Source organism: Companilactobacillus alimentarius DSM 20249 (assembly GCF_002849895.1).
Classification (GTDB): Bacteria; Bacillota; Bacilli; order Lactobacillales; family Lactobacillaceae; genus Companilactobacillus; species Companilactobacillus alimentarius.
In genome coordinates this window covers 226,076-245,022 of sequence record NZ_CP018867.1, presented here as the reverse complement: position 1 = coordinate 245,022, position 18,947 = coordinate 226,076, and the positions used below count along the sequence as shown (strand labels likewise).

Annotated in this window: 17 protein-coding genes and 1 other annotated feature; of the genes, 3 read left to right on the top strand and 14 right to left on the bottom strand. The window is 35.8% G+C overall.

Features of this window, described 5'->3' with window-relative positions:
• Positions 1-21: 21 nt before the first annotated feature.
• The gene (locus LA20249_RS01265) at positions 22-1,551 is read right to left on the bottom strand and encodes an ABC transporter permease/substrate-binding protein (protein ID WP_057739229.1); all 1,530 of its coding nucleotides are present in this window, start codon (positions 1,549-1,551) and stop codon (positions 22-24) included.
• A complete protein-coding gene (locus tag LA20249_RS01260; protein WP_057739228.1) occupies positions 1,551-2,480 on the bottom strand; it encodes an ATP-binding cassette domain-containing protein in 930 nt (309 codons plus the stop codon). Before LA20249_RS01260 ends, LA20249_RS01265 begins: the two co-directional genes overlap by 1 nt.
• A 264-nt stretch (positions 2,481-2,744) precedes the next feature.
• Here LA20249_RS01260 and LA20249_RS01255 point away from each other — a divergent pair, with 264 nt between their 5' ends.
• A complete protein-coding gene (locus LA20249_RS01255; protein WP_057739227.1) occupies positions 2,745-3,158 on the top strand; it encodes an Lrp/AsnC family transcriptional regulator in 414 nt (137 codons plus the stop codon).
• Between the two features lie 49 nt (positions 3,159-3,207).
• Here the strand turns inward: LA20249_RS01255 and LA20249_RS01250 are convergent, their stop codons facing one another.
• The 4 genes from LA20249_RS01250 to asnS form a co-directional block, all read right to left on the bottom strand.
• Positions 3,208-4,161 carry a zinc-binding dehydrogenase gene (locus tag LA20249_RS01250; RefSeq protein WP_057739226.1) on the bottom strand — a complete coding sequence of 318 codons (954 nt, stop codon included), beginning with the start codon at positions 4,159-4,161 and terminating at the stop codon, positions 3,208-3,210.
• 18 nt (positions 4,162-4,179) lie between these two features.
• A complete protein-coding gene (locus tag LA20249_RS01245) occupies positions 4,180-4,545 on the bottom strand; it encodes a VOC family protein (RefSeq protein WP_057739225.1) in 366 nt (121 codons plus the stop codon).
• 241 nt (positions 4,546-4,786) lie between these two features.
• On the bottom strand, positions 4,787-5,296 hold the full coding sequence (locus LA20249_RS01240) for a MerR family transcriptional regulator (RefSeq protein WP_057739224.1): 510 nt from the start codon (positions 5,294-5,296) through the stop codon (positions 4,787-4,789).
• 207 nt (positions 5,297-5,503) lie between these two features.
• On the bottom strand, positions 5,504-6,895 hold the full coding sequence (asnS, locus tag LA20249_RS01235; protein ID WP_057739223.1) for an asparagine--tRNA ligase: 1,392 nt from the start codon (positions 6,893-6,895) through the stop codon (positions 5,504-5,506).
• A 57-nt stretch (positions 6,896-6,952) separates the two neighbouring features.
• Positions 6,953-7,186, bottom strand: a binding site (T-box leader).
• An 82-nt stretch (positions 7,187-7,268) separates the two neighbouring features.
• Here asnS and LA20249_RS01230 point away from each other — a divergent pair.
• Together LA20249_RS01230 and LA20249_RS01225 are read left to right on the top strand one after the other, a co-directional pair.
• Positions 7,269-7,985 carry an alpha/beta hydrolase gene (locus LA20249_RS01230; RefSeq protein ID WP_057739222.1) on the top strand — a complete coding sequence of 239 codons (717 nt, stop codon included), beginning with the start codon at positions 7,269-7,271 and terminating at the stop codon, positions 7,983-7,985.
• An 83-nt stretch (positions 7,986-8,068) separates the two neighbouring features.
• Complete coding sequence (locus LA20249_RS01225; RefSeq protein ID WP_057739221.1) at positions 8,069-8,743, top strand: hypothetical protein; 675 nt, start codon at positions 8,069-8,071, stop codon at positions 8,741-8,743.
• Between the two features lie 68 nt (positions 8,744-8,811).
• On the opposite strand, the gene LA20249_RS01220 is transcribed toward LA20249_RS01225, so the two are convergent.
• The 8 genes from LA20249_RS01220 to LA20249_RS01185 all read right to left on the bottom strand — a co-directional run bounded on the left by LA20249_RS01220 (position 8,812) and on the right by LA20249_RS01185 (position 18,828).
• The gene (locus LA20249_RS01220) at positions 8,812-9,978 is read right to left on the bottom strand and encodes a MalY/PatB family protein (RefSeq protein WP_057739220.1); all 1,167 of its coding nucleotides are present in this window, start codon (positions 9,976-9,978) and stop codon (positions 8,812-8,814) included.
• Positions 9,979-9,989: 11 nt separating this feature from the next.
• Complete coding sequence (locus LA20249_RS01215; RefSeq protein ID WP_057739219.1) at positions 9,990-10,841, bottom strand: DUF3737 family protein; 852 nt, start codon at positions 10,839-10,841, stop codon at positions 9,990-9,992.
• Between the two features lie 111 nt (positions 10,842-10,952).
• Positions 10,953-12,749: an ABC transporter ATP-binding protein gene (locus LA20249_RS01210; RefSeq protein ID WP_057739218.1), complete on the bottom strand. Its 1,797-nt coding sequence runs from the start codon at positions 12,747-12,749 to the stop codon at positions 10,953-10,955.
• Positions 12,742-14,499, bottom strand: a complete 1,758-nt coding sequence (locus tag LA20249_RS01205; protein ID WP_057739217.1) for an ABC transporter ATP-binding protein — start codon at positions 14,497-14,499, stop codon at positions 12,742-12,744. The genes LA20249_RS01210 and LA20249_RS01205 overlap by 8 nt, the downstream gene beginning before the upstream one ends.
• A 178-nt stretch (positions 14,500-14,677) precedes the next feature.
• Positions 14,678-15,778 carry a lactate oxidase gene (locus LA20249_RS01200; RefSeq protein ID WP_057739216.1) on the bottom strand — a complete coding sequence of 367 codons (1,101 nt, stop codon included), beginning with the start codon at positions 15,776-15,778 and terminating at the stop codon, positions 14,678-14,680.
• 86 nt (positions 15,779-15,864) lie between these two features.
• A complete protein-coding gene (locus tag LA20249_RS01195) occupies positions 15,865-17,031 on the bottom strand; it encodes a cation:proton antiporter (RefSeq protein WP_057739215.1) in 1,167 nt (388 codons plus the stop codon).
• A gap of 63 nt (positions 17,032-17,094) precedes the next feature.
• Positions 17,095-18,264: an MFS transporter gene (locus tag LA20249_RS01190; RefSeq protein ID WP_057739825.1), complete on the bottom strand. Its 1,170-nt coding sequence runs from the start codon at positions 18,262-18,264 to the stop codon at positions 17,095-17,097.
• 30 nt (positions 18,265-18,294) lie between these two features.
• Complete coding sequence (locus tag LA20249_RS01185) at positions 18,295-18,828, bottom strand: PadR family transcriptional regulator (protein WP_057739214.1); 534 nt, start codon at positions 18,826-18,828, stop codon at positions 18,295-18,297.
• Positions 18,829-18,947: the final 119 nt, after the last annotated feature.

Below are 18,947 nucleotides of genomic sequence, written 5' to 3'. Positions count from 1 at the left end.
TATCGACTTTTTTCTATATTCTTATTTGTCTAACAAACCTTTTTTAACCAAATAATTATGTGCTACAACACTTGCCTTCTTATTTTTGACGGTCACTTGGTAATTCATATCTTGCATATCCTCAGTCGAGATCTTACCGCCTAAACGATTCAAACTCTTCACAATACCAGGATTATCTTTAGCAAACTTCTCATTCATCAATGGTGCTCCTTGATAAGGTGGGAAGAAGTGCTTGTCATCCTTTAAGACTACCAAATTATACTGTTCAACTTGTGGATCGGTCGTATAACCATCGACTAAGTTAACCTTCTTATTAGCAATCGCCTTATAACGTAAGGTTGGCTCCATTCGTGTTACTTGGGCAAAATCAAGATTATACTTTTTCTTCAATCCTAAGTATCCATCCGCTTGGTTAGAGAAATCAGGATCAAAAGCGGCCTTGACTTTGTCATTGACACGCTCTAGATCACTTAATTTAGTAACATGATATTTCTCTGAAAATTCTTTAGTAACTGCTAAATCATAACCATTCTCATACTTCATTGGCGTCAAGAAACGCATATTTTCTTTTGTGGCCAATTCATCTTTAGCAATATGATAAATCTTTTTAGGGTCTTTAGGAGTCTTTTTATCGTACTTTACTAATGACTCCAAAACAGTACCAGTAAATTCTGGATAAATGTCAACTTGATTTCGCTTCAAGGCTTTATATAGGAATGAGGTTCCACCAAAGTTTGGTTTCAAAGTTATTTCGGTATTCGGATTATCCTTTTGAATCAAGTCTTTATACATATTCATTAGAATCTCAGGCTCGCTGCCTAATTTACCGGCAATCGTTATTTGAACTGGTTGAGGTTTAACGGCTTGATAAATTTTACTACCGCCCAATCCTAACAAAAGCACCAAAATCACAACGCCACCAGTGTAAATTCGTTTCTTCGATGAACCCATATACTTCAACAAACCACTGAAAATAAAAGCTAGTAAAGCTGACAAAACACCACCGATAACTAAGTAGTAATTATTATTCTGTTGAATTCCCAACATAATATAATCACCCAGACCACCGGCACCGATAAAGGCAGCTAATGTTGCCGTACCAATAATCATAACTAAGGCAATTCTAATTCCTGAAATAATCATCGGTAAAGCTAAAGGAAACTCTAAACGTTGCAGTCGTTTCCACTTCGATAATCCAAAGGCTACAGCAGCTTCTTCCAAATTAGGATCAATATTCGTCAATCCGGAATAAGTATTCTGATACAGTGGCATAATTGCATACATTGTCAAAGCGACTACCGCAGGTACCGTTCCAATTCCGACAATAGGAATCAACAGTCCTAATAAAGCTAAACTAGGAATTGTTTGAATGATTCCAGCTATTTGTAACCCAATCTCACCAAATCGACGGTGATTTCGTAACAAGATTGCCACTGGAATCGCAATTAACATAGCAATCAACAAAGAAATAAAGGAGATCTCAATGTGTTGATATAACGATTTTAAAATTTCAGCACGCTGACTGACCATCGTTTGCATTAACATTTGCATTATTGATTACCCCCCTCTTTTTGAAAATATTCTAGTAATTGCGTCGTCGTTATAACGTAGTTTTTATCCTGATACTGAAATTTCAATTCAGGAACTTGTTTTAATTTGTCAACTAAATCGCTAAATTTGTTGATTTGAGGGAGATCTTTATCATTAACTTGAGTCAACATTTCCGAGCCCACCAAGAAATCCATACTCCACCAATGCGGCGTTTTAGAGCCAAAAAAGTTCTTAACAAAATCATTGGCAGGATTTTGCATAATGTCATGTGGTGTTCCAATCTGTTGAATCTTTCCTTGATTCAAGGCGGCAATCCTCTGGCCCATCCGTAATGCTTCTTGCATATCATGCGTCACAAAAACAATTGTCGTTTTAAATTCTTTATGCAATTTCAAAACAAGATCTTGTGACTTAAGTCGTAACACCGGGTCCAAAGCGCTGAATGATTCATCCATCAGAACCAAACTCGGTTCGGTCGCTAAGGCTCGAATAATTGCCACACGCTGTTGTTGACCACCAGATAATTCATCCGGCATTCTCTTAGCGTACTTAACCGGATCAAGGTCAACTGATTTTAATAATTCAGCAGCCCGTTTGCGCCGTTTAGCTCTTGTAACACCTTTTTGTTCTAATTGAATAGCAATATTATCTTCAACGCTTAGATTAGGAAACAGACTACTATCTTGTAAAACATAACCCGTATCTAGTCGCAATTGTTGAACATCGTAATCCTTGATTCTTTTGCCAGAGAAGTAAACATCCCCACTAGTAGGAATCGTTAATTGATTTAACATTCTCAAAAGCGTCGTCTTACCACTACCACTAGGCCCAACTAGTACAAATAATTCTCCATCATTGATGGTCAAATTGATATCATTCAAAATGGTATTTTGACCATATTTCATTCCGACACCCTTATAAGTTATCAATTTGTTTCCCCTCTCTTTTAACTTACCTTAATAATAAATATATTCCGACTTTTAAACAAAAAATTAGCACAGTTATACTTTGATATTTGTAACCCATCAATTTATAAAGCATAAACTATACATGAACGTTACAGTCAAGAATTTGATTTAAAGAGAAAACCTTTGTAGGATGAACGTTTACCCTGTAACAATTGATATAATCAAACATTTCATTTTTATAAAAAACTTATCATATAGTATAGTTATATTAATGGGAGAAACAACATGGACAATATTGATCAAAAAATACTCAAAGAATTAAACCGTAACTGTCGTATCACTAAAACTGAACTAGCAAAAATCGTTAATATGACTCCTCCTGCTGTTAATACTCGGATTGAGCAATTAGAAGCTGAAGGTGTTATCAAATGTTACACAATTGAAGTCAATTTAGATAAAATGGGCTACACCCACCAAGTTTTTATCGAAACCCAAATGGAATATTATAGCCACGAGAAATATCTACAATTTATCCATTCTCAAAGAAACTTCATTCGTCATCACTACAAAATATCAGGTGAAATGAATTATATGATTCATGGAGCTTTCCATTCCAGTTCTGAATTAAATGATTTTTTAGAAAAATTAAATAAATACGCCAATTACAAAGTTTTGGATGTTATTTCCGAACTGATTTAAATAAGACTTCACAGCCGTTAGACTAATTAATAACGATTGTGAATTTTTTTTATGGCAAAACAACTACTTTTCCTGGTTTAGTTTGATTTTCTAAAAATTCATGTGCTTCTGGTAATTGCTTTAAAGAAAATACTTTAACTGGATGAACATCTATTTTTTTATCAGAAATCAACTTCAAAAGATCATTTAATTGTTCTTCGTCAATTACATAACTAGCAAATGATGTCATATAACGATCATTTGGAATATTCGTGACTGGATCAAAATGTTCAATATCCCAAATTCCACCCATATCACCAGTGATACTTGCAATACCAAACGGCTTCAAATTGTTCATTGAGTCTATAGCTGTGGCAGCCCCAACCAAATCAAAAATTCTATCCACTTGTTTACTCATCTGTAACTTCTGATGGTCATCCAACACAAAACCATCATAACCCAATTGAAGAACCTCTTCTTTAGCAGCTTCTTTTCTTGAAGTACCAAAAACTTTAATATCAGGGTTCATTGCCTTAGCTAACTTCAAGCCTGCTATTCCAACACCACTAGTTCCTCCACGGATCAATAATGAATTGGCCTTATCGATTTGAAGCTGCAATAATGCTCGATAAGCAGTATGAAAGGTTTCTGGAATGGCCGCTAAGTCTTCCCAAGGTATATTAGTTGTTACTGGATGAATTATTTTGTTTGGTAATAGTGCATATTCTGCATAACTTCCATCAAAATCTCGTCCCATTTCACCGTTCATGGCGATAATCTTTTGACCAACTGGAAGACGTTTTGGATCGCTAGTTTGTTCAATAACACCGACACATTCAATACCCAAAATCCTTGGAAATTTCACAGACGGGGACTTACCTTGACGTGTGAAAATTTCTGAGTGAATAATTCCAAATCCTTTAATTTTTACCAATGACCAACCAGCTTTTACCTCTGGCGTTGGAACTTCTTTATATTCCAATACCTCAGGACCACCAGCTTTAGAAACGACAACTGCTTTCATAAAATTAATACCACCTTTCTATTTGCCTGCTGAAAATACTCCAAATTGATGCCCAGTATTATCATTCAATCTAGCAAATGTTAAACCTGTCTTATCAGTAACTGGACCCCAAATAACCCTTGCTCCATTATCCTTGGCTGCCTTAATGGCCGTTTCAACATCACTTACCAAGGTATAGAATGTCGAGTATTCAGCAATTTTACCGGCTGTACCCAAAATACCACCGGTTGGATATTCATTACCTGGTTCAATAATATTATAGTATTCATTTTCCATATCTGTATATTCTTGGAATTTCCAGCCAAACATTTTTCCATAAAAGTCCATCGTTTCTTGAGGATGATCTGTTCCAATTTCAAACCAATTTACATTATTGTTGTTCATATTGAAATTCCTTCTTTCTTAACTGCCTAAAATAGTTTAAGACAAAAGGTTTAATAACCGAATACATAAAATAAAGTATTCTGACTAAATATTTTATTTTTTAAAGCTACAAATTGTAAAATTTAACCAAACACTAATAGACACAAAAGCATAATGACCTTTAACTTGTAAGATTGCATAAAAAAATCACTACCCATTTTTTGTATCTTAGGTAGTGAATTAGTTAAGATTTAATATCTATTTATTTATATTCTGATTGATACTGTTCTTGATATTCAATTAATTCCTTAATATCTTGACACTTTGATAGAGCCTCTTGATATTGTTCATGAATATCAGGATTTACCCTTTCACCTTCATCTGTATCGACCATGTGAATCTCTTCAGTACCAGCTTGCAATGAGGTTTTAAAATACCACATTTTATAATGTAAAAAATCTAATTGATTTTGTAAATTCTCAATTTGACTCTTTACTGATTCTTCTTCGCTATTAAGTAGATCATATCTTTCTTGAAGAGTAATATCTCCTTTCATACAAAGATTAATAAAATGACGAATCTCTTTAATAGTCATTCCACATTTTTTCATACAATTAATTACTTCTAAAAAATTAAGATCATTATCTTTAAATGAACGTCGACCAGCTTGATCACGATCAACGAATGGCAATAATCCATTTTTATCATAAAATCTTAAAGTAGACGTTGGTAAATTCAACTTCTTAGCAACATCGCCAATTAAATATCGCAAAATATTTCAACCCTTTCTTGACTTAAACCATAGTTTAGGCAGTATTGTAACACACGTATTTAATAAATAACTATTTAATTAAAGGCTTACGTAAAATTTCCTTGCCAGCAGATCAACCACAATAAAGTTAGGAATGAAAGATTTTATTATTAAGCAAGTAAAAAAGAACCCAGAAAAATTAATTTCTGAGTTCCTTTTTTCTATCTCTTAAAATTCAGCGTTACCAGGTGTTCTTGGATAAGCGATGACATCTCTGATATTTTCCATACCTGTGATATACATTACTAATCTTTCAAATCCAATACCAAATCCTGAGTGAACTGTACCACCGTACTTACGTAATTCTAAGTACCACTTGTAGTCTTCTTCGTTCATATCAAGTTCGGCCATTCTCTTTTCTAGTTTGTCCAAACGTTCCTCACGTTGTGACCCACCGATCAACTCACCAATTTCTGGAACCAATAAGTCAGCTGCAGCAACGGTCTTACCATCGTCATTTGCGCGCATGTAGAATGCCTTGAAGTCTTTAGGATAGTCAGTAATGAAAACAGGCTTCTTATAGACTTTCTCTGATAGGTAACGTTCATGTTCAGAATCTAAGTCTAAGCCCCAATATGGTTTAACTTCAAATTCAACATCAGTGGCCTTTTCCAAGATATCAATAGCGTCTGTATATGTAACATGAGCAAATTGTTCATTGGCAGTAGCCTTTAGGCGATCAATCAATGTGTTATCAACATTTTCATTCAAGAAGTCTAATTCTTCTTTAGCATGATCCATCACGTAGTTGATTACATACTTCAATAATTCTTCTGAACAGTCCATTTCATCTTTCAAATCGGCGAAGGCCATTTCTGGTTCAATCATCCAAAATTCTGAAGCGTGACGTCCTGTATGGGAGTTTTCAGCTCTAAAAGTTGGTCCAAAGGTATAAACATTTCTGAAGGCTAGAGCAAATGGTTCAACTTCTAGTTGACCACTAACTGTTAGGTTAGTTTCTTTTCTAAAGAAATCTTCACTGTAGTCAACTTTGCCATCGTCTGTCTTAGGAACATTGTTCATATCAAGAGTTGTTACTTGGAACATTTCCCCAGCACCTTCGGCATCGGAACTAGTGATGATTGGTGTGTGGATGTAAACAAAGTCATTGTGTTGAAGATATTCGTGGATAGCAAAAGCTGCTAGTGAACGAATTCTGAATACTGAATAGAATGTGTTAGTTCTAGGACGAAGATGAGCTACTGTTCTCATGAATTCATATGAGTGAGCTTTCTTTTGCAATGGATAATCTGCGTCGGAGCTACCTTCCTCAATGACTTCGGTTGCGTGAATCTCGAATGGTTGTTGTGCTTTAGGTGTCAAAGCTAATTCACCGACAACTTTAATAGTTGTGCTGATAGGATATTTGACTACTTCAGCATAATTTTCCATGTCACTAGTAATAACTACTTGAACATTCTTGAAAAATGAACCGTCGTTTAATTCGATAAAACCGACTCTCTTTGAACCTCTGATTGTCCGAATCCAACCAGAAACAGTGATCTTGTCACCGTCAGCAAATTCTTTTTTATATAGATCTTTAACTAAAACGTTTTGCATAACCTTCTCCTTTAATTTTAGAATCCTGCATACAAAAAAAGATCCTTCATCCCCATTAAAAGGGACGAAAGATCTTTCCGCGGTACCACCCAAGTTTTTTGTAAAAAACACCTCAAAAGTACATTATATACTCTCCAGTTATAACGTACTGGGTTACGTCTGAGCCTACTCTTAAAAATTTCAGCTAGAAAACCAAAGATGTTTTTCCTATATACCGACACGTTAAGTTCTCACTACTCTTAACTCCCTGTGGATAAAGTATACAGTACTCCTTCTTTTTAATATTTTGACATATTAATTTTCTTAAATGTAGCATATTTTAAGTCGCTTTGTAAAGTAGAATATAATTAATAGATAAAGGAGGGAATTCATTTTGAAAAAGATTTATAAATGGTTACTAGGCATTGTCGCAACTATCCTTATTTTACTGATTGCTTCAATCGCTGTCGTTAAAAATAAAGAGTATCAGCCCACTGCCTCAGCCGTCAATGCTAGTAAGGTAGCCACAACTACTAATGGAATCACAAAATTTTCCGGCAACAGCCAAAATCCTAGTATCATTTTTTACCCTGGAGCCCTAGTCGAGCCCAAGAGTTACAGTATTTGGGCTAAAAAAGTCTCAGAAGCAGGATTCAACGTTTATATCGTCAGATTTCCCCTAGATTTAGCTGTTCTAAAAACTAATGCTGCAGATAAAATAACTAAGAAATCCGGCTACGTTATCGGTGGTCACTCTTTAGGTGGAACCATGGCTAGTCGATATGCTCATAATCATCAAAAAAATCTCAAAGGCGTTTTCTTCTTAGCCAGTTATCCTGAGAAAAAAGGTAACCTACAGAAAACCTCCGTCCCCGTTTTATCAATCACAGCTACCCAAGATGGCGTTTTACAGCACAAAAACTATCAAAAAGCCAAGAAGTTCCTTCCTGATAAAACAATCTACACAAGTATCTCAGGTGGAAATCACGCCGGCTTTGGTAGTTATGGCACACAAAAGGGTGATAGACAAGCTTCAATCAGTAATCAAAAACAGCAAAATATTATAAGTCAACTTTTAATAAATTGGTTAAATCAAAAAATTATTAAATAAATTAAAGCGCTTTCATATTTCTCAACAAAAGCGCATACATTTTTGTTATACTAACTTTAGTCGTTACAATTTTTGGGGGAAACATGACTAATTTATTGAGTAAAAATTTAAATTTAACTAAAAATGCTAACCATTTCATAACGAAATATATTAAATATGTAAAAACAATCAATCCAAACGATGTCTTTGAGGGAAAGAATGATAAACAGATCTTAAGAAACAAGTTTATCTTTAAGATTCAACAAATCACTAATCTGGACTTAGCTAATATTAGTTTACATCTGACTTCAAAAAACATTGAAGTTTTAGCTAAAATACCGGACTCAAAAGCCACTATTATTGGGACCTATCCTCTCAATTCCGAATTGGAAAAAATGATAAATCACGGTGCTTATCCGACAATTAGAATCACCGGTGGTCAATATAAAGAAGTCGTTTCCGGTTCGTTTGAGGATAAGATCTCTAATGGTTTTGAACCTTATGGAATTGTTCTGGAATTACATCAGCCCGAAATCGTCAATGAGAAAATTAAACAATTCGATAAACTCTATCATCATACTTTCAAAAACGAACAGAGTTTAGTCAATCTTTCTAAAATATTGATGTCGCTTTTTGCCTTGATTGGTTTAGTATTAGGAATCGGTTTTATGTTCTTAGGTTTTCTTATGACAGGATTAGTAGTAATTATTGCTTTCTTCGGCTTTAATTCATATACTTTATTGCTGTCCAATTCCTATAAACCCAAACAAGCAAATTAATTTAACTTACAAAAGGACCCTGATGAAATGTATTTGACATTTTATCAGGGTCCTTTATTCGTTCTATCCTATTTATAATCATTTATAGCCTTTTTTAGACGATCCAAACCATCCTGAATCATTTCAGTTGGACTAGCAATGTTCATTCGAATGAAGTGCTGACCGTCCCCACCGTAAACATCTCCAGGGGTAACAATCAAGCCAGTATCTTGACGAATGAAATCGGTCAACTCATCGACATCTTCAGTGATTTGAGAAACATCGAACCAAAGTAAATATGTAGCTTCACCCTCAACCCATTTGATATCAGGAATATTTTCCGCTAGAAAGTCTAGTACTAATTTACGATTAGCCAAAACCTTTTGCTTCAATTGTTGTAACCATTCATGTCCCTTTGTATAAGCGGCAATTGTTCCAGGAACAGCTACTAAGTTAGGTTCGGCTAGTTCTTCACTATTTAAACCGCGGCTCACTTGAGCTCTTAGATTGCTGTCAGGGACAATTACTGTTGAAGCATGAAAGGCAGCAACGTTAAATGTTTTACTTGGCGATACAGCCACAACGACATTTTTCAAATACTTATCTTCTAGTCCAAAGACCGGATTATATCCATCCTTGTTAAAAGTAATGTCACCGTGGATCTCATCACTAAACAATTTAATATCATATTTCAAACACAAACCAGCAATCTTAGTTAATTCTTCAACAGTCCAAATCTTACCGACTGGATTATGAGGATTGCATAGAATCATCATGTTCGTCAATGGATCACTTAATTTCTCTTCCAAGTCATTAAAATCAATTACATACTGATGACTCTCTTTAAGATAAACTAAATCGTTTGAGACAACGTGACGTCCATTATTAACGATTGAGTTATAAAAGACATTGTAAACTGGTGCTTGGACTAAGACATTATCACCCAAAGAAGTTAAACGACGTACCGCTGAGGAGATTGAAGGCACTACTCCAGTTGCAAAAATCATCCAATCTTCTTTTGGTCGAACGCCGTGCTCTGTTTCATACCAATCGGCCACAGCTTTACGATATTCATCAGGTATTTCCTCATATCCAAATAATCCCATCGCAACCTTTTCTTGCAAGGCTTTCACAATTTCTGGTGCCGTAGGAAAATCCATATCAGCAATAGTCATTGGCAATTCATTCTTACCAACATCCCATTTAGCTGAATTTCCAGCTCGTTTCTTATTCAACGTTTCAAAATCATACTTCATACAGCCACTCCTTAAACTTTTTGAGCCTCTCTGATCGTGGTCTTGTTCTTATCAATTTCAGGATCATCAAAGATTAATTTATCAACTGATTTCACCTTGATTGAACCACTGATAGGATTCTTAATACTCATAACATTAGTTGTAATCTCAGCATCAATATTTGAACAGTATTCAAATGCCAAGTCAGTTCTCAAGAGCTTGCAGTTGATCATCTTCAAGCCATCAATGTAACAAAGACCCTGATCACTTTCAATTGTACAATTTATCAACGTAAAATTCTTGGTATTCCAAGCTAAATATTCACCATTGATCTTAGAATCATAAATCGTAACATTTTCACAATTCCAAAAAGCATCTTTGGAAACAAAAGTCGAGTTGTGAACTTCGATATTCTTTGCACCATCGAAAACATAATTACCGACAACGTTTAAATTTTCAGCATAGATATTTTTACTATCCTTGCCAAAATAATTTCCGTTAACTTGAACGTCGTTTAATTTAATGTCATTACAAGTCCACAAGGTTTCCTCAGCGTCTGCGAAATGAACATTATTCAATGTTATATGTGAACCACGACGGAACAATTTAGGAGCTTGTAAAGCTGAATTGTTGATCTCAATATTATCGGTATACCAAATTCCAGAGCGTGACATCGTTTCAAAGATTGAATCATCAACCTTGATATCCTTAGCATACCAAAGTGGATATTTCCACTTGAAAACTACGTCTTTTAAATCCACATTGCGTGACTCTCTAAGTGGGGATTCACCCTCACCAAAGGTTGTGTCAGAAACCTTTACATCATGAGCTTTGAATAGAGGACGTTCACCCTCAAAGTAACCCTCGTTTATTTCTTTTTTCATTAATATCTACCAAACCTTTTTTATAAAATCTTTATAAATCCAATTGTCGTTCATAAAGCGACATATGTTAAATACTTATTTCAAATAGTGTTCCATGCATTTTAGTTATAATTAATTATTTTCAACCGATTGTAAGGCATAAAGTTCAGCATACTTGCCACCCTTGGCTAATAATTCCTCGTGCGTTCCCCGCTCAACAATTTCACCAGCACTTAAAACCATAATCTGATCAGCATCTTGAATTGTTGATAACCTGTGAGCAATCGAAATTGTCGTACGGTCATCACGCATTTTCTTTAAACTTCTCGTAATACTTTGCTCAGTCTGAGGGTCAATATTGGCCGTGGCCTCATCTAAAATCAATACTTTGGGATTACGGACAATTGTTCTAGCAAAGGAAATCAATTGTCTTTGTCCAGTCGAAAAACCACCGCCACGTTCAGTTACCGGAGCGTGGTATTTTTCTGGCAATTTTTGAATAAATTCATCAGCGTCAACGAATTTCCCAGCCTGCTCAATCTCCTCTTCCGTGATCGTATCATCGAACATCTTGATATTCTTAGCAATGTCGCCATAGAACAAATAAGGCTCCTGAATCACAAGACCTAATTTTTGACGCAATTCTTTCGTAGAATAGTCTCTAATATCGTAATCATCAATCAGAATCTGACCTTCGCCAAATTCATAGAATCGCAGCATGATATTAATAATTGAACTCTTACCACTACCTGTGTGACCAACGAAAGCCACATTCTCTCCAGGTTCAACTGTAAATGAAATATCCTTCAAAACAGGTTCATCTGGATTGTAACCAAATGTTACATGACGAAATTCAATCTTACCTTCTGTAATTTTACTTTGACTATCTTCATTTTGTTTAGGAGCAATGGATTGATTATTGAACATCCGCATAATCCTATAACCCGCAACTAAACCGTCTTGGAAAAACGACATGTAGTTCATCACATTTGAAAGCGGGTTGAAAAAGTTTTGTTGATAAGAAATGAAAGCATAAATCACACCTGCAGCAACCAGACTGTTCATACTTTGAATTCCAAAGCCTAATAGAGCTACTAATTCAGCTAAGGTAAACATCAAATTGATCATTGGGTTCAAAAGGAATGAATTAACATTGATCATTTGTGAACGCATCTGATAATAAGCATTGTTCTTACTTTCAAATTCCGAAGTTTTACGTCCTTGTTGACCGAATTGTTGAATAATACTGATACCCATCAATGATTCATTCAACTTTGTATTGATCTGACTCAAATACTCACGTAGTCGTTGGTAAATCTTTGAACTGATGTGTTGATAGATCCAGACTACTAAGTACAACAAGACCACAAACAAAGCTGTCAAAACAGCTAACCAAAGATTAACTGAAGCCATAGCAATAAAGGCCGATATCATTGAGAAAAGTGCAATAATCACCATCAAAAATAAGGTCCAAAAGTTATAAAGCGTTTTAGTATCGTTGGTAACTCGTGAAACGATTGATCCTGCTGGCGTGACATCGAAATACTTTAATCCCAACGTATGCAGCTTGTGAAACAATTGGCTCCGGATTCTTTCCAAAGTCCGTTCTGCACCCATTGAGAAGAAGAAGTTCTGGATAAATTGCACGATTGCTTGAACGATTGTTCCGAAGGCATACAGAATTGCAAAACCTACGATCAATCTCAAGGCCGTACTTTGATTAGTCAAATAATTATCCATATAGTATTGCAACATTCGTGGCAACATAATATTGATGATACTTAAAACTAAAGCAAATCCAATGGCAACTCCAAATTGCAACTTAAAATTCCAAGCGAATTTAAAGAGCCATTTCAAAATAGCGTTCTGATCCTTGCGTGACAGGGACCGAACTTTCTTTAGAATATTTTCTTGCTCATTATTATCCATTGTTCAACCTCCCCTCTAATTGGGCTGTTTTCTCTTGCAAATGGAACGTATTATAATACCAACCCTTTTGAGCCAATAATTCATGATGATTACCTTTTTCAATTATCGTTCCGTGGTCGATCACAAGAATTTGATTAGCGTTTTCCACTGAGCTCAAACGACTTGCTGCAATAATTGTTGTCGCAAAACGACGATTTTGAGCAATTCTTTGTTCAATATTTCGTTCAGTTTTGAAATCGACCGCTGAGAGCGAATCATCGAGAATCAACAATTTAGGATTACTCAAGATGGCCCGAGCAATCGCCAAACGTTGCTTTTGACCACCTGACAAGGAAACACCTAATTCACCAACTTGAGTGTCGTAGCCGTTAGGCATTTTTTCAATATCAGTATCCAAATCAGCCACCCGGCTAGCTTTTTCAACCTCTTCTTGACTAGCTTCAATATTAGCGAAACGAACATTGTCACGAATATTAGTTGAAAATAAGAAATTAGTTTGAGGAACATAACCAATCGTATTCAAATAATTATCAACATCATATTTACGAATATCATGATTACCAACTTTGATTGCGCCGTCATAATGATCGAAATCACGCATTAATAAGCTGATGATGGTTGATTTACCACCACCAGTAGGACCAACAATACCTAGAGTTTCCCCTTCTTTTAATTGAAAATGCACATTTTGCAAAGCTGTTGCTGAATCATCTGGATAGTGAAATGAATGAACATTGAAATCCAAAGTTCCATCTGGAGCTGATTCCACTGCGTGCTTTGGATGAACCAAAGAAGATTTTTCACCTAACAGTTCACTGATTCGATCATAACTAGCTGAACCACGTTCCAAAACATTGAATAAACTACCAACTGCATACATTGGCCAAGTTAATTGAGCCATATATGTAATGAAAGAAACCAATTGACCAATTGTGATCTGCTTATTAAGTACTGACAGACCACCCAAGATAATTGTTACAACATATGAAATCCCCATGATCAATGTGGTCATAGGATCAAACAATGAATCCAACCTATAAGAACGTTTATTAGCTTTGATATTATCTTCAACGTACTTATTAAAATCCTCTTCGTCTTCTTTTTCTTGACCTAAGGCTTTAAGAACCTTGATACCAACGATACTTTCTTGAGTCTTATTATTAATATTGGAAAATTCTGCTTGAGACTTGGAAAAAGCATCATGAACTTTTCCACCTAAGACATTAGCCATAATTCCCAATAATAGTAATGGTAAAACTGCCCAGAGAGTTAATTTCCAGCTGATCATTAATCCCATTGCCAGGATTGTCGAAGTACCGGTAATAATAGAATCAGCTAACGTTAAGATACCTGGTCCAGCAACTTCACGAACCGCATCAATATCATTAGTCGCATGAGCCATTAGATCACCTGTTCGCCACTTTTGATAAAAAGTTGCATCCATCTTCATGAATTGGCGATACAGTCGACTTCTTAAGTCTCTTTCCAAAACAAAAGAACTGCCAAAAATCATCTTCCGCCATAAATAGCGCAATAAATACTGTGCAATAGCTGTTCCTAAAAAGACCAACATATTAACTAGAAGAAAATGTGCCGTCATATTACGCTTGCTGACGGCATCTACTACATCCCCAATGATCCGTGGAGGAATAACATTAAAAATCGCAACCACAATCAGAGCAATGACTCCAACTAAGTATTGTCTCCACTGGTTTTTAAAAAACCACTTTAAACGAGAAAAAATCCCCATATCATCTCACCTTACAATCTATCTAAAATGCATTAACATCACTCTACACCCTAAAGTCGACTTTAACACAACTCAGAAAACGTTTTCTTTGCTATTTTATAATTTAATTATAAAAAAATAGCAATATTCTCATAATTAAATAAGAATACCGCTAATTGATTATTTTTTAAACCCTTTACTAATCTAATAATTGATTATTTTTAACATCATTAATTGTCTTAGTACCGGCAAGTTGCATTGTGATTGACAACTCCATATTCAAATGATTGATTACATCAGTGACACCTTGAGCGCCACCAAGATTCAATCCATAAATAATTGGACGACCAACTGCAACTAAATCAGCTCCACTGGCCAAGGCTTTGAAGACATGTTCACCACGTCTTACACCACTATCAAAGATAACGGGAACACGCTTATCAACAGCCGAAGCGATTGTGGGTAATACATCAAATGAGGCAGGTCCACCATCCAATTGACGACCACCATGATTTGAGATCCAAATACCATCAGCACCAAAATCAATGGCCAATTCTGCATCATCAGGGGATTGAATACCCTTAACGATTACTGGTAAACCAGACATATCCTTGATCTTTTGAATATCGGAAGGAACAATTCCCTGTTTAGCAGCAGCATAAATCTCAGAAATGCCTTTACCTTCGCCATCGCCTTCTGAAAAGGCAGCTAAGTTAGGCATTGGCAGTGGGAATTGGAACTTATTGATAATATCCTCTTCACGATAGCCACCAAGCGTTGAGTCAACCGTCAAGACAATTGCTTTAACGCCAGCTTTAACAGCTTCTTTAATCAAGAATTCATTAAATTTATCATCTTTACTCATATATAGTTGGAAAAATTGTGGTGCATCCGGTGCAGCTGCAGCTGCATCTTGAACAGAAGTACTTCCATAAGTGCTCATTGAAAAGATAGAACCGGCATCCGCAACACCCTTAGCAGTATCAACTTCACCTTTAGCATGTGCTAACCCATGGGCAGCTGATGGAGCTTCAATGATTGGAGTCTTCAAGTCAATGTCCCATAATTTTGTACTTAAATCGGCGTGATCGATACCTTGCAAGACACGAGGCATAATCTTTTTCTTACTGAAAGCTTCGGTGTTTTGCTTCATAGTCCACTCGTCTTCTGAACCGCCGCGGATATAGCCAAAAGCACCCTTTTCATTGCTCATGTGGTCCTTGACGCGTTTTTCAAGACTGGCAATATTTACAATTTCCAAATGTTTTTCTTCGGTACTTGCTTCATATTTTTTCTTCATTAAAAAAGACTCCTTTTCCTGTTAGTTTTTTCTTAACAGGATTAGTGTAACGCACCTTGTTAAACTTTGCTTAAATTTATTCCTGATTAGGCTTCTTTTGTCTCAGTGTTACCTTTGCTAAGAATTTTATTGAACAACGTTGGTCCAATTAAACAAGTTATAATTGCAGCCAGAGTGATTGCTCCTGCTTGTGGAGTTGTGATCAATTTCAGATTCTTTCCTACTTCCAAAATTGGCAAGACCAAAGTTATCGTTGTTGAAGCTAAGATTGTTGCCGCAGCTGAATAACGTCTTCCAAATCTCTTTCTGAAGACAAAGTAGACGATAGTCTTTGACAAAATAAAGGCAATGAAGAAGACCGGAATCAGAATCAAAGCTTCTTTATTGGTTAATAATGTTCGCAGATTCAATTTCACACCAGTAGTAATAAAGAAAACTGGAATAAAGAACCCGTATCCCATTGAACTTAATTTCTCCTCAGTATCTTCCTTGGGCCGTAACAATTTCATAACTGCTCCGGCTAAGAATGCACCTAAAATATTCTCAGCACCAATTTGTTCAGCAAAAGTTACCAACGTAAAAATCAAGAAAAAGGCCAAACGAATATCAAGTTGCGTCGTTGACTTATCTATTTTTTCAAAGAAGACATAAATTCGGTTAAATCGCCTCAATAAGATAATTGCAATGATAAAGATCACTGGTAAACCTAGAACCGACAAATAATTCTGACGTTTTACCGCCGCATAAACTGTCAAGGCTACCAATGGAATGAACTCACCAAAAGCCGACGTCAGTAAAATCGTCTGTCCATAGTCAGTATCGAGTAGTCCCACTTCTTTCAATAGTGAAATGATAACTCCTAGAGCAATCGTACTAAATAAAATAACCGCTAAGATAAACTCACTGAAAATACCCAGTGCATACAAGATTCCGCTTAGAATCAATGACAAAAAGAAGATTGATCCAAACCCAGCAAGTGACGTTCCTAATGGCGAATATTGTCCTTTCTTAGGTTCCAGTAAAGAGAAGTCGATTTCCATACCACCTAAGAAAATCAGCATTATCACACCTAAATTAGCAACATATTGCAGACTAGAATCTGGCTGCACAAAATTGAAACCAGTCTTTCCGATGATGATTCCCATAATTATCTCAGAAATAGCTGTCGGCATTCTTTGCAAATGAAATTTAGCAGTAATTAACGGCGTAGCTAAAGCCGCAAATAAAACAATTAATAGCGAAAATTTTTCCATATATTATTCCCTCGGAAAAATAATATAACACTTGAAATGATTTACAAAATAAAACGAATCGAACTACGCTTCTCTATTTAATTTTTCAGGTTCTCCAATAATAAAATGATCACCAATAGCAATAATCAGGAAGACAAGTGCTACTAAACAAACGCCGATCCAGCCGAAATGACTCCAAGCCCAAGTAGCAAATAAAGTTCCAAATGAACCACCTAAAAAGTAACTGAACATAAAAATAGAATTATTACGACTGCTTTCTTTGCGATTCAACGATTGTACGATAGCTTGATTGGAAACTTGACTGAACTGTGTTCCTAAATCCAAGAGAATGATTCCAATAACTAAACCAATCAACCAAGCACCGATCAACCAAAAAATCACAAAAGCAACTCCAGAAAAAATCATACTCAAGCCAATTGTCAATCGTGGCGAACGTTCATCGACTAAAGTACCTACCCAAGGAGCTACTAAAACTCCTGCTATACCTAATAATCCCAACAAGCCGGCAACATTACTGCCTAAATTATATTGAGCTGCTAAATAAAAGGCTAAAGTAGACCACAAAACATTCGACATCCCAAACATACAAAATCCGTTTATGGCTGAACTTCTCAAAGCCTTTTGACTGGCAAATAATTTTGGCAACGTCTTAATAACTGGCCAGTAACGCAAATCTTGATGACCACGTTCATCGCGAGGCAAGAAACGATTAACGATGACTAAAAAGATCAAGTCGATCCCTGCAGCAATTAAATAAATATCCTGCCATGGCATAATACTACCTAATAATCCACTAAATGACCGTGACAAAAGAATCCCCGTCAATAATCCACTTAAGACTATTCCTAAAACTTTTCCCCTTTGCAGTGGTGGAGCTAAATAACCTGCATAAGGAATGATTATCTGTGGTGCTACCGAAGTGATACCGATCAAAGCCGTCGCAATGGCGAAAATTGTCGCATTCGGTGATAAAAAGGCCAATAATAATGAAATAATTGATAGAATCATCATGAATTGAATCAACCGATAACGATTGAAAATATCGCCCAGCGGGACAATTAGTAATAATCCTAACGCGTAGCCTAGTTGAGTAATCATAGCTAACATACCGACTACTGCTTTTGAGATTCCGAAGTCAGTTGCAATCAGATTTTCAATTGGCTGAATAAAATTTAAATTAGCCACAATGACTCCTGTGACTACTGCCATCAATAAGATGGTCTTGCGTGACATTGTTTCTGGTTCTTCCAAGAGAAATTCCCCCTATTTTTCAAACTCTTTTAATGCTTTTTCGACCCAATCTAATGCAGCCTTAGTTTTCATCTGGTCTAAATCAATGACCCATTTGGCATTTTCTAGGTCCGGTTGAGAAATATTTGTTTGTGGTAAATCATGAAACTGTTGTTTTAATAAATTTTGATTCTCTAACAAATAATTTCGGTAATCACCCAGTATTTTTAGACGTAATTTCAAATCAACCTGATGAAAATTACGAAATTTCACACTGTAAGTAAATTCTAGATTAGGATTCAACGGTACTACTTGTTCCATTAACTCCTTAAAACGAATCCGACCCTCTTTGGTAATTGAGGCCACTTTTTTAGGGCGGTTCCCATTATCACTTTGTTCTTCCACTAAGTTGATATATCCTGCTTCACTTAATCGCTTAAAAAGCGGATATATCATTCCAAAACTGATCTTACGATTACGCCCTACCAACTGCTGCAAGATTTGTTGCATCAAATAGCCACTCATAGATTCGTCCATCAATTGTCCTAAAACAAATAAATCATACATAATTTACTCCTTATATATCAGCCTGATATAAAACAACTTTTTTCAATATATATCAGTCTGATATTTCTGTCAAATAAGGAAGAAACCAAAAAGCCGATATGTTCGCCATTTCAAAATGG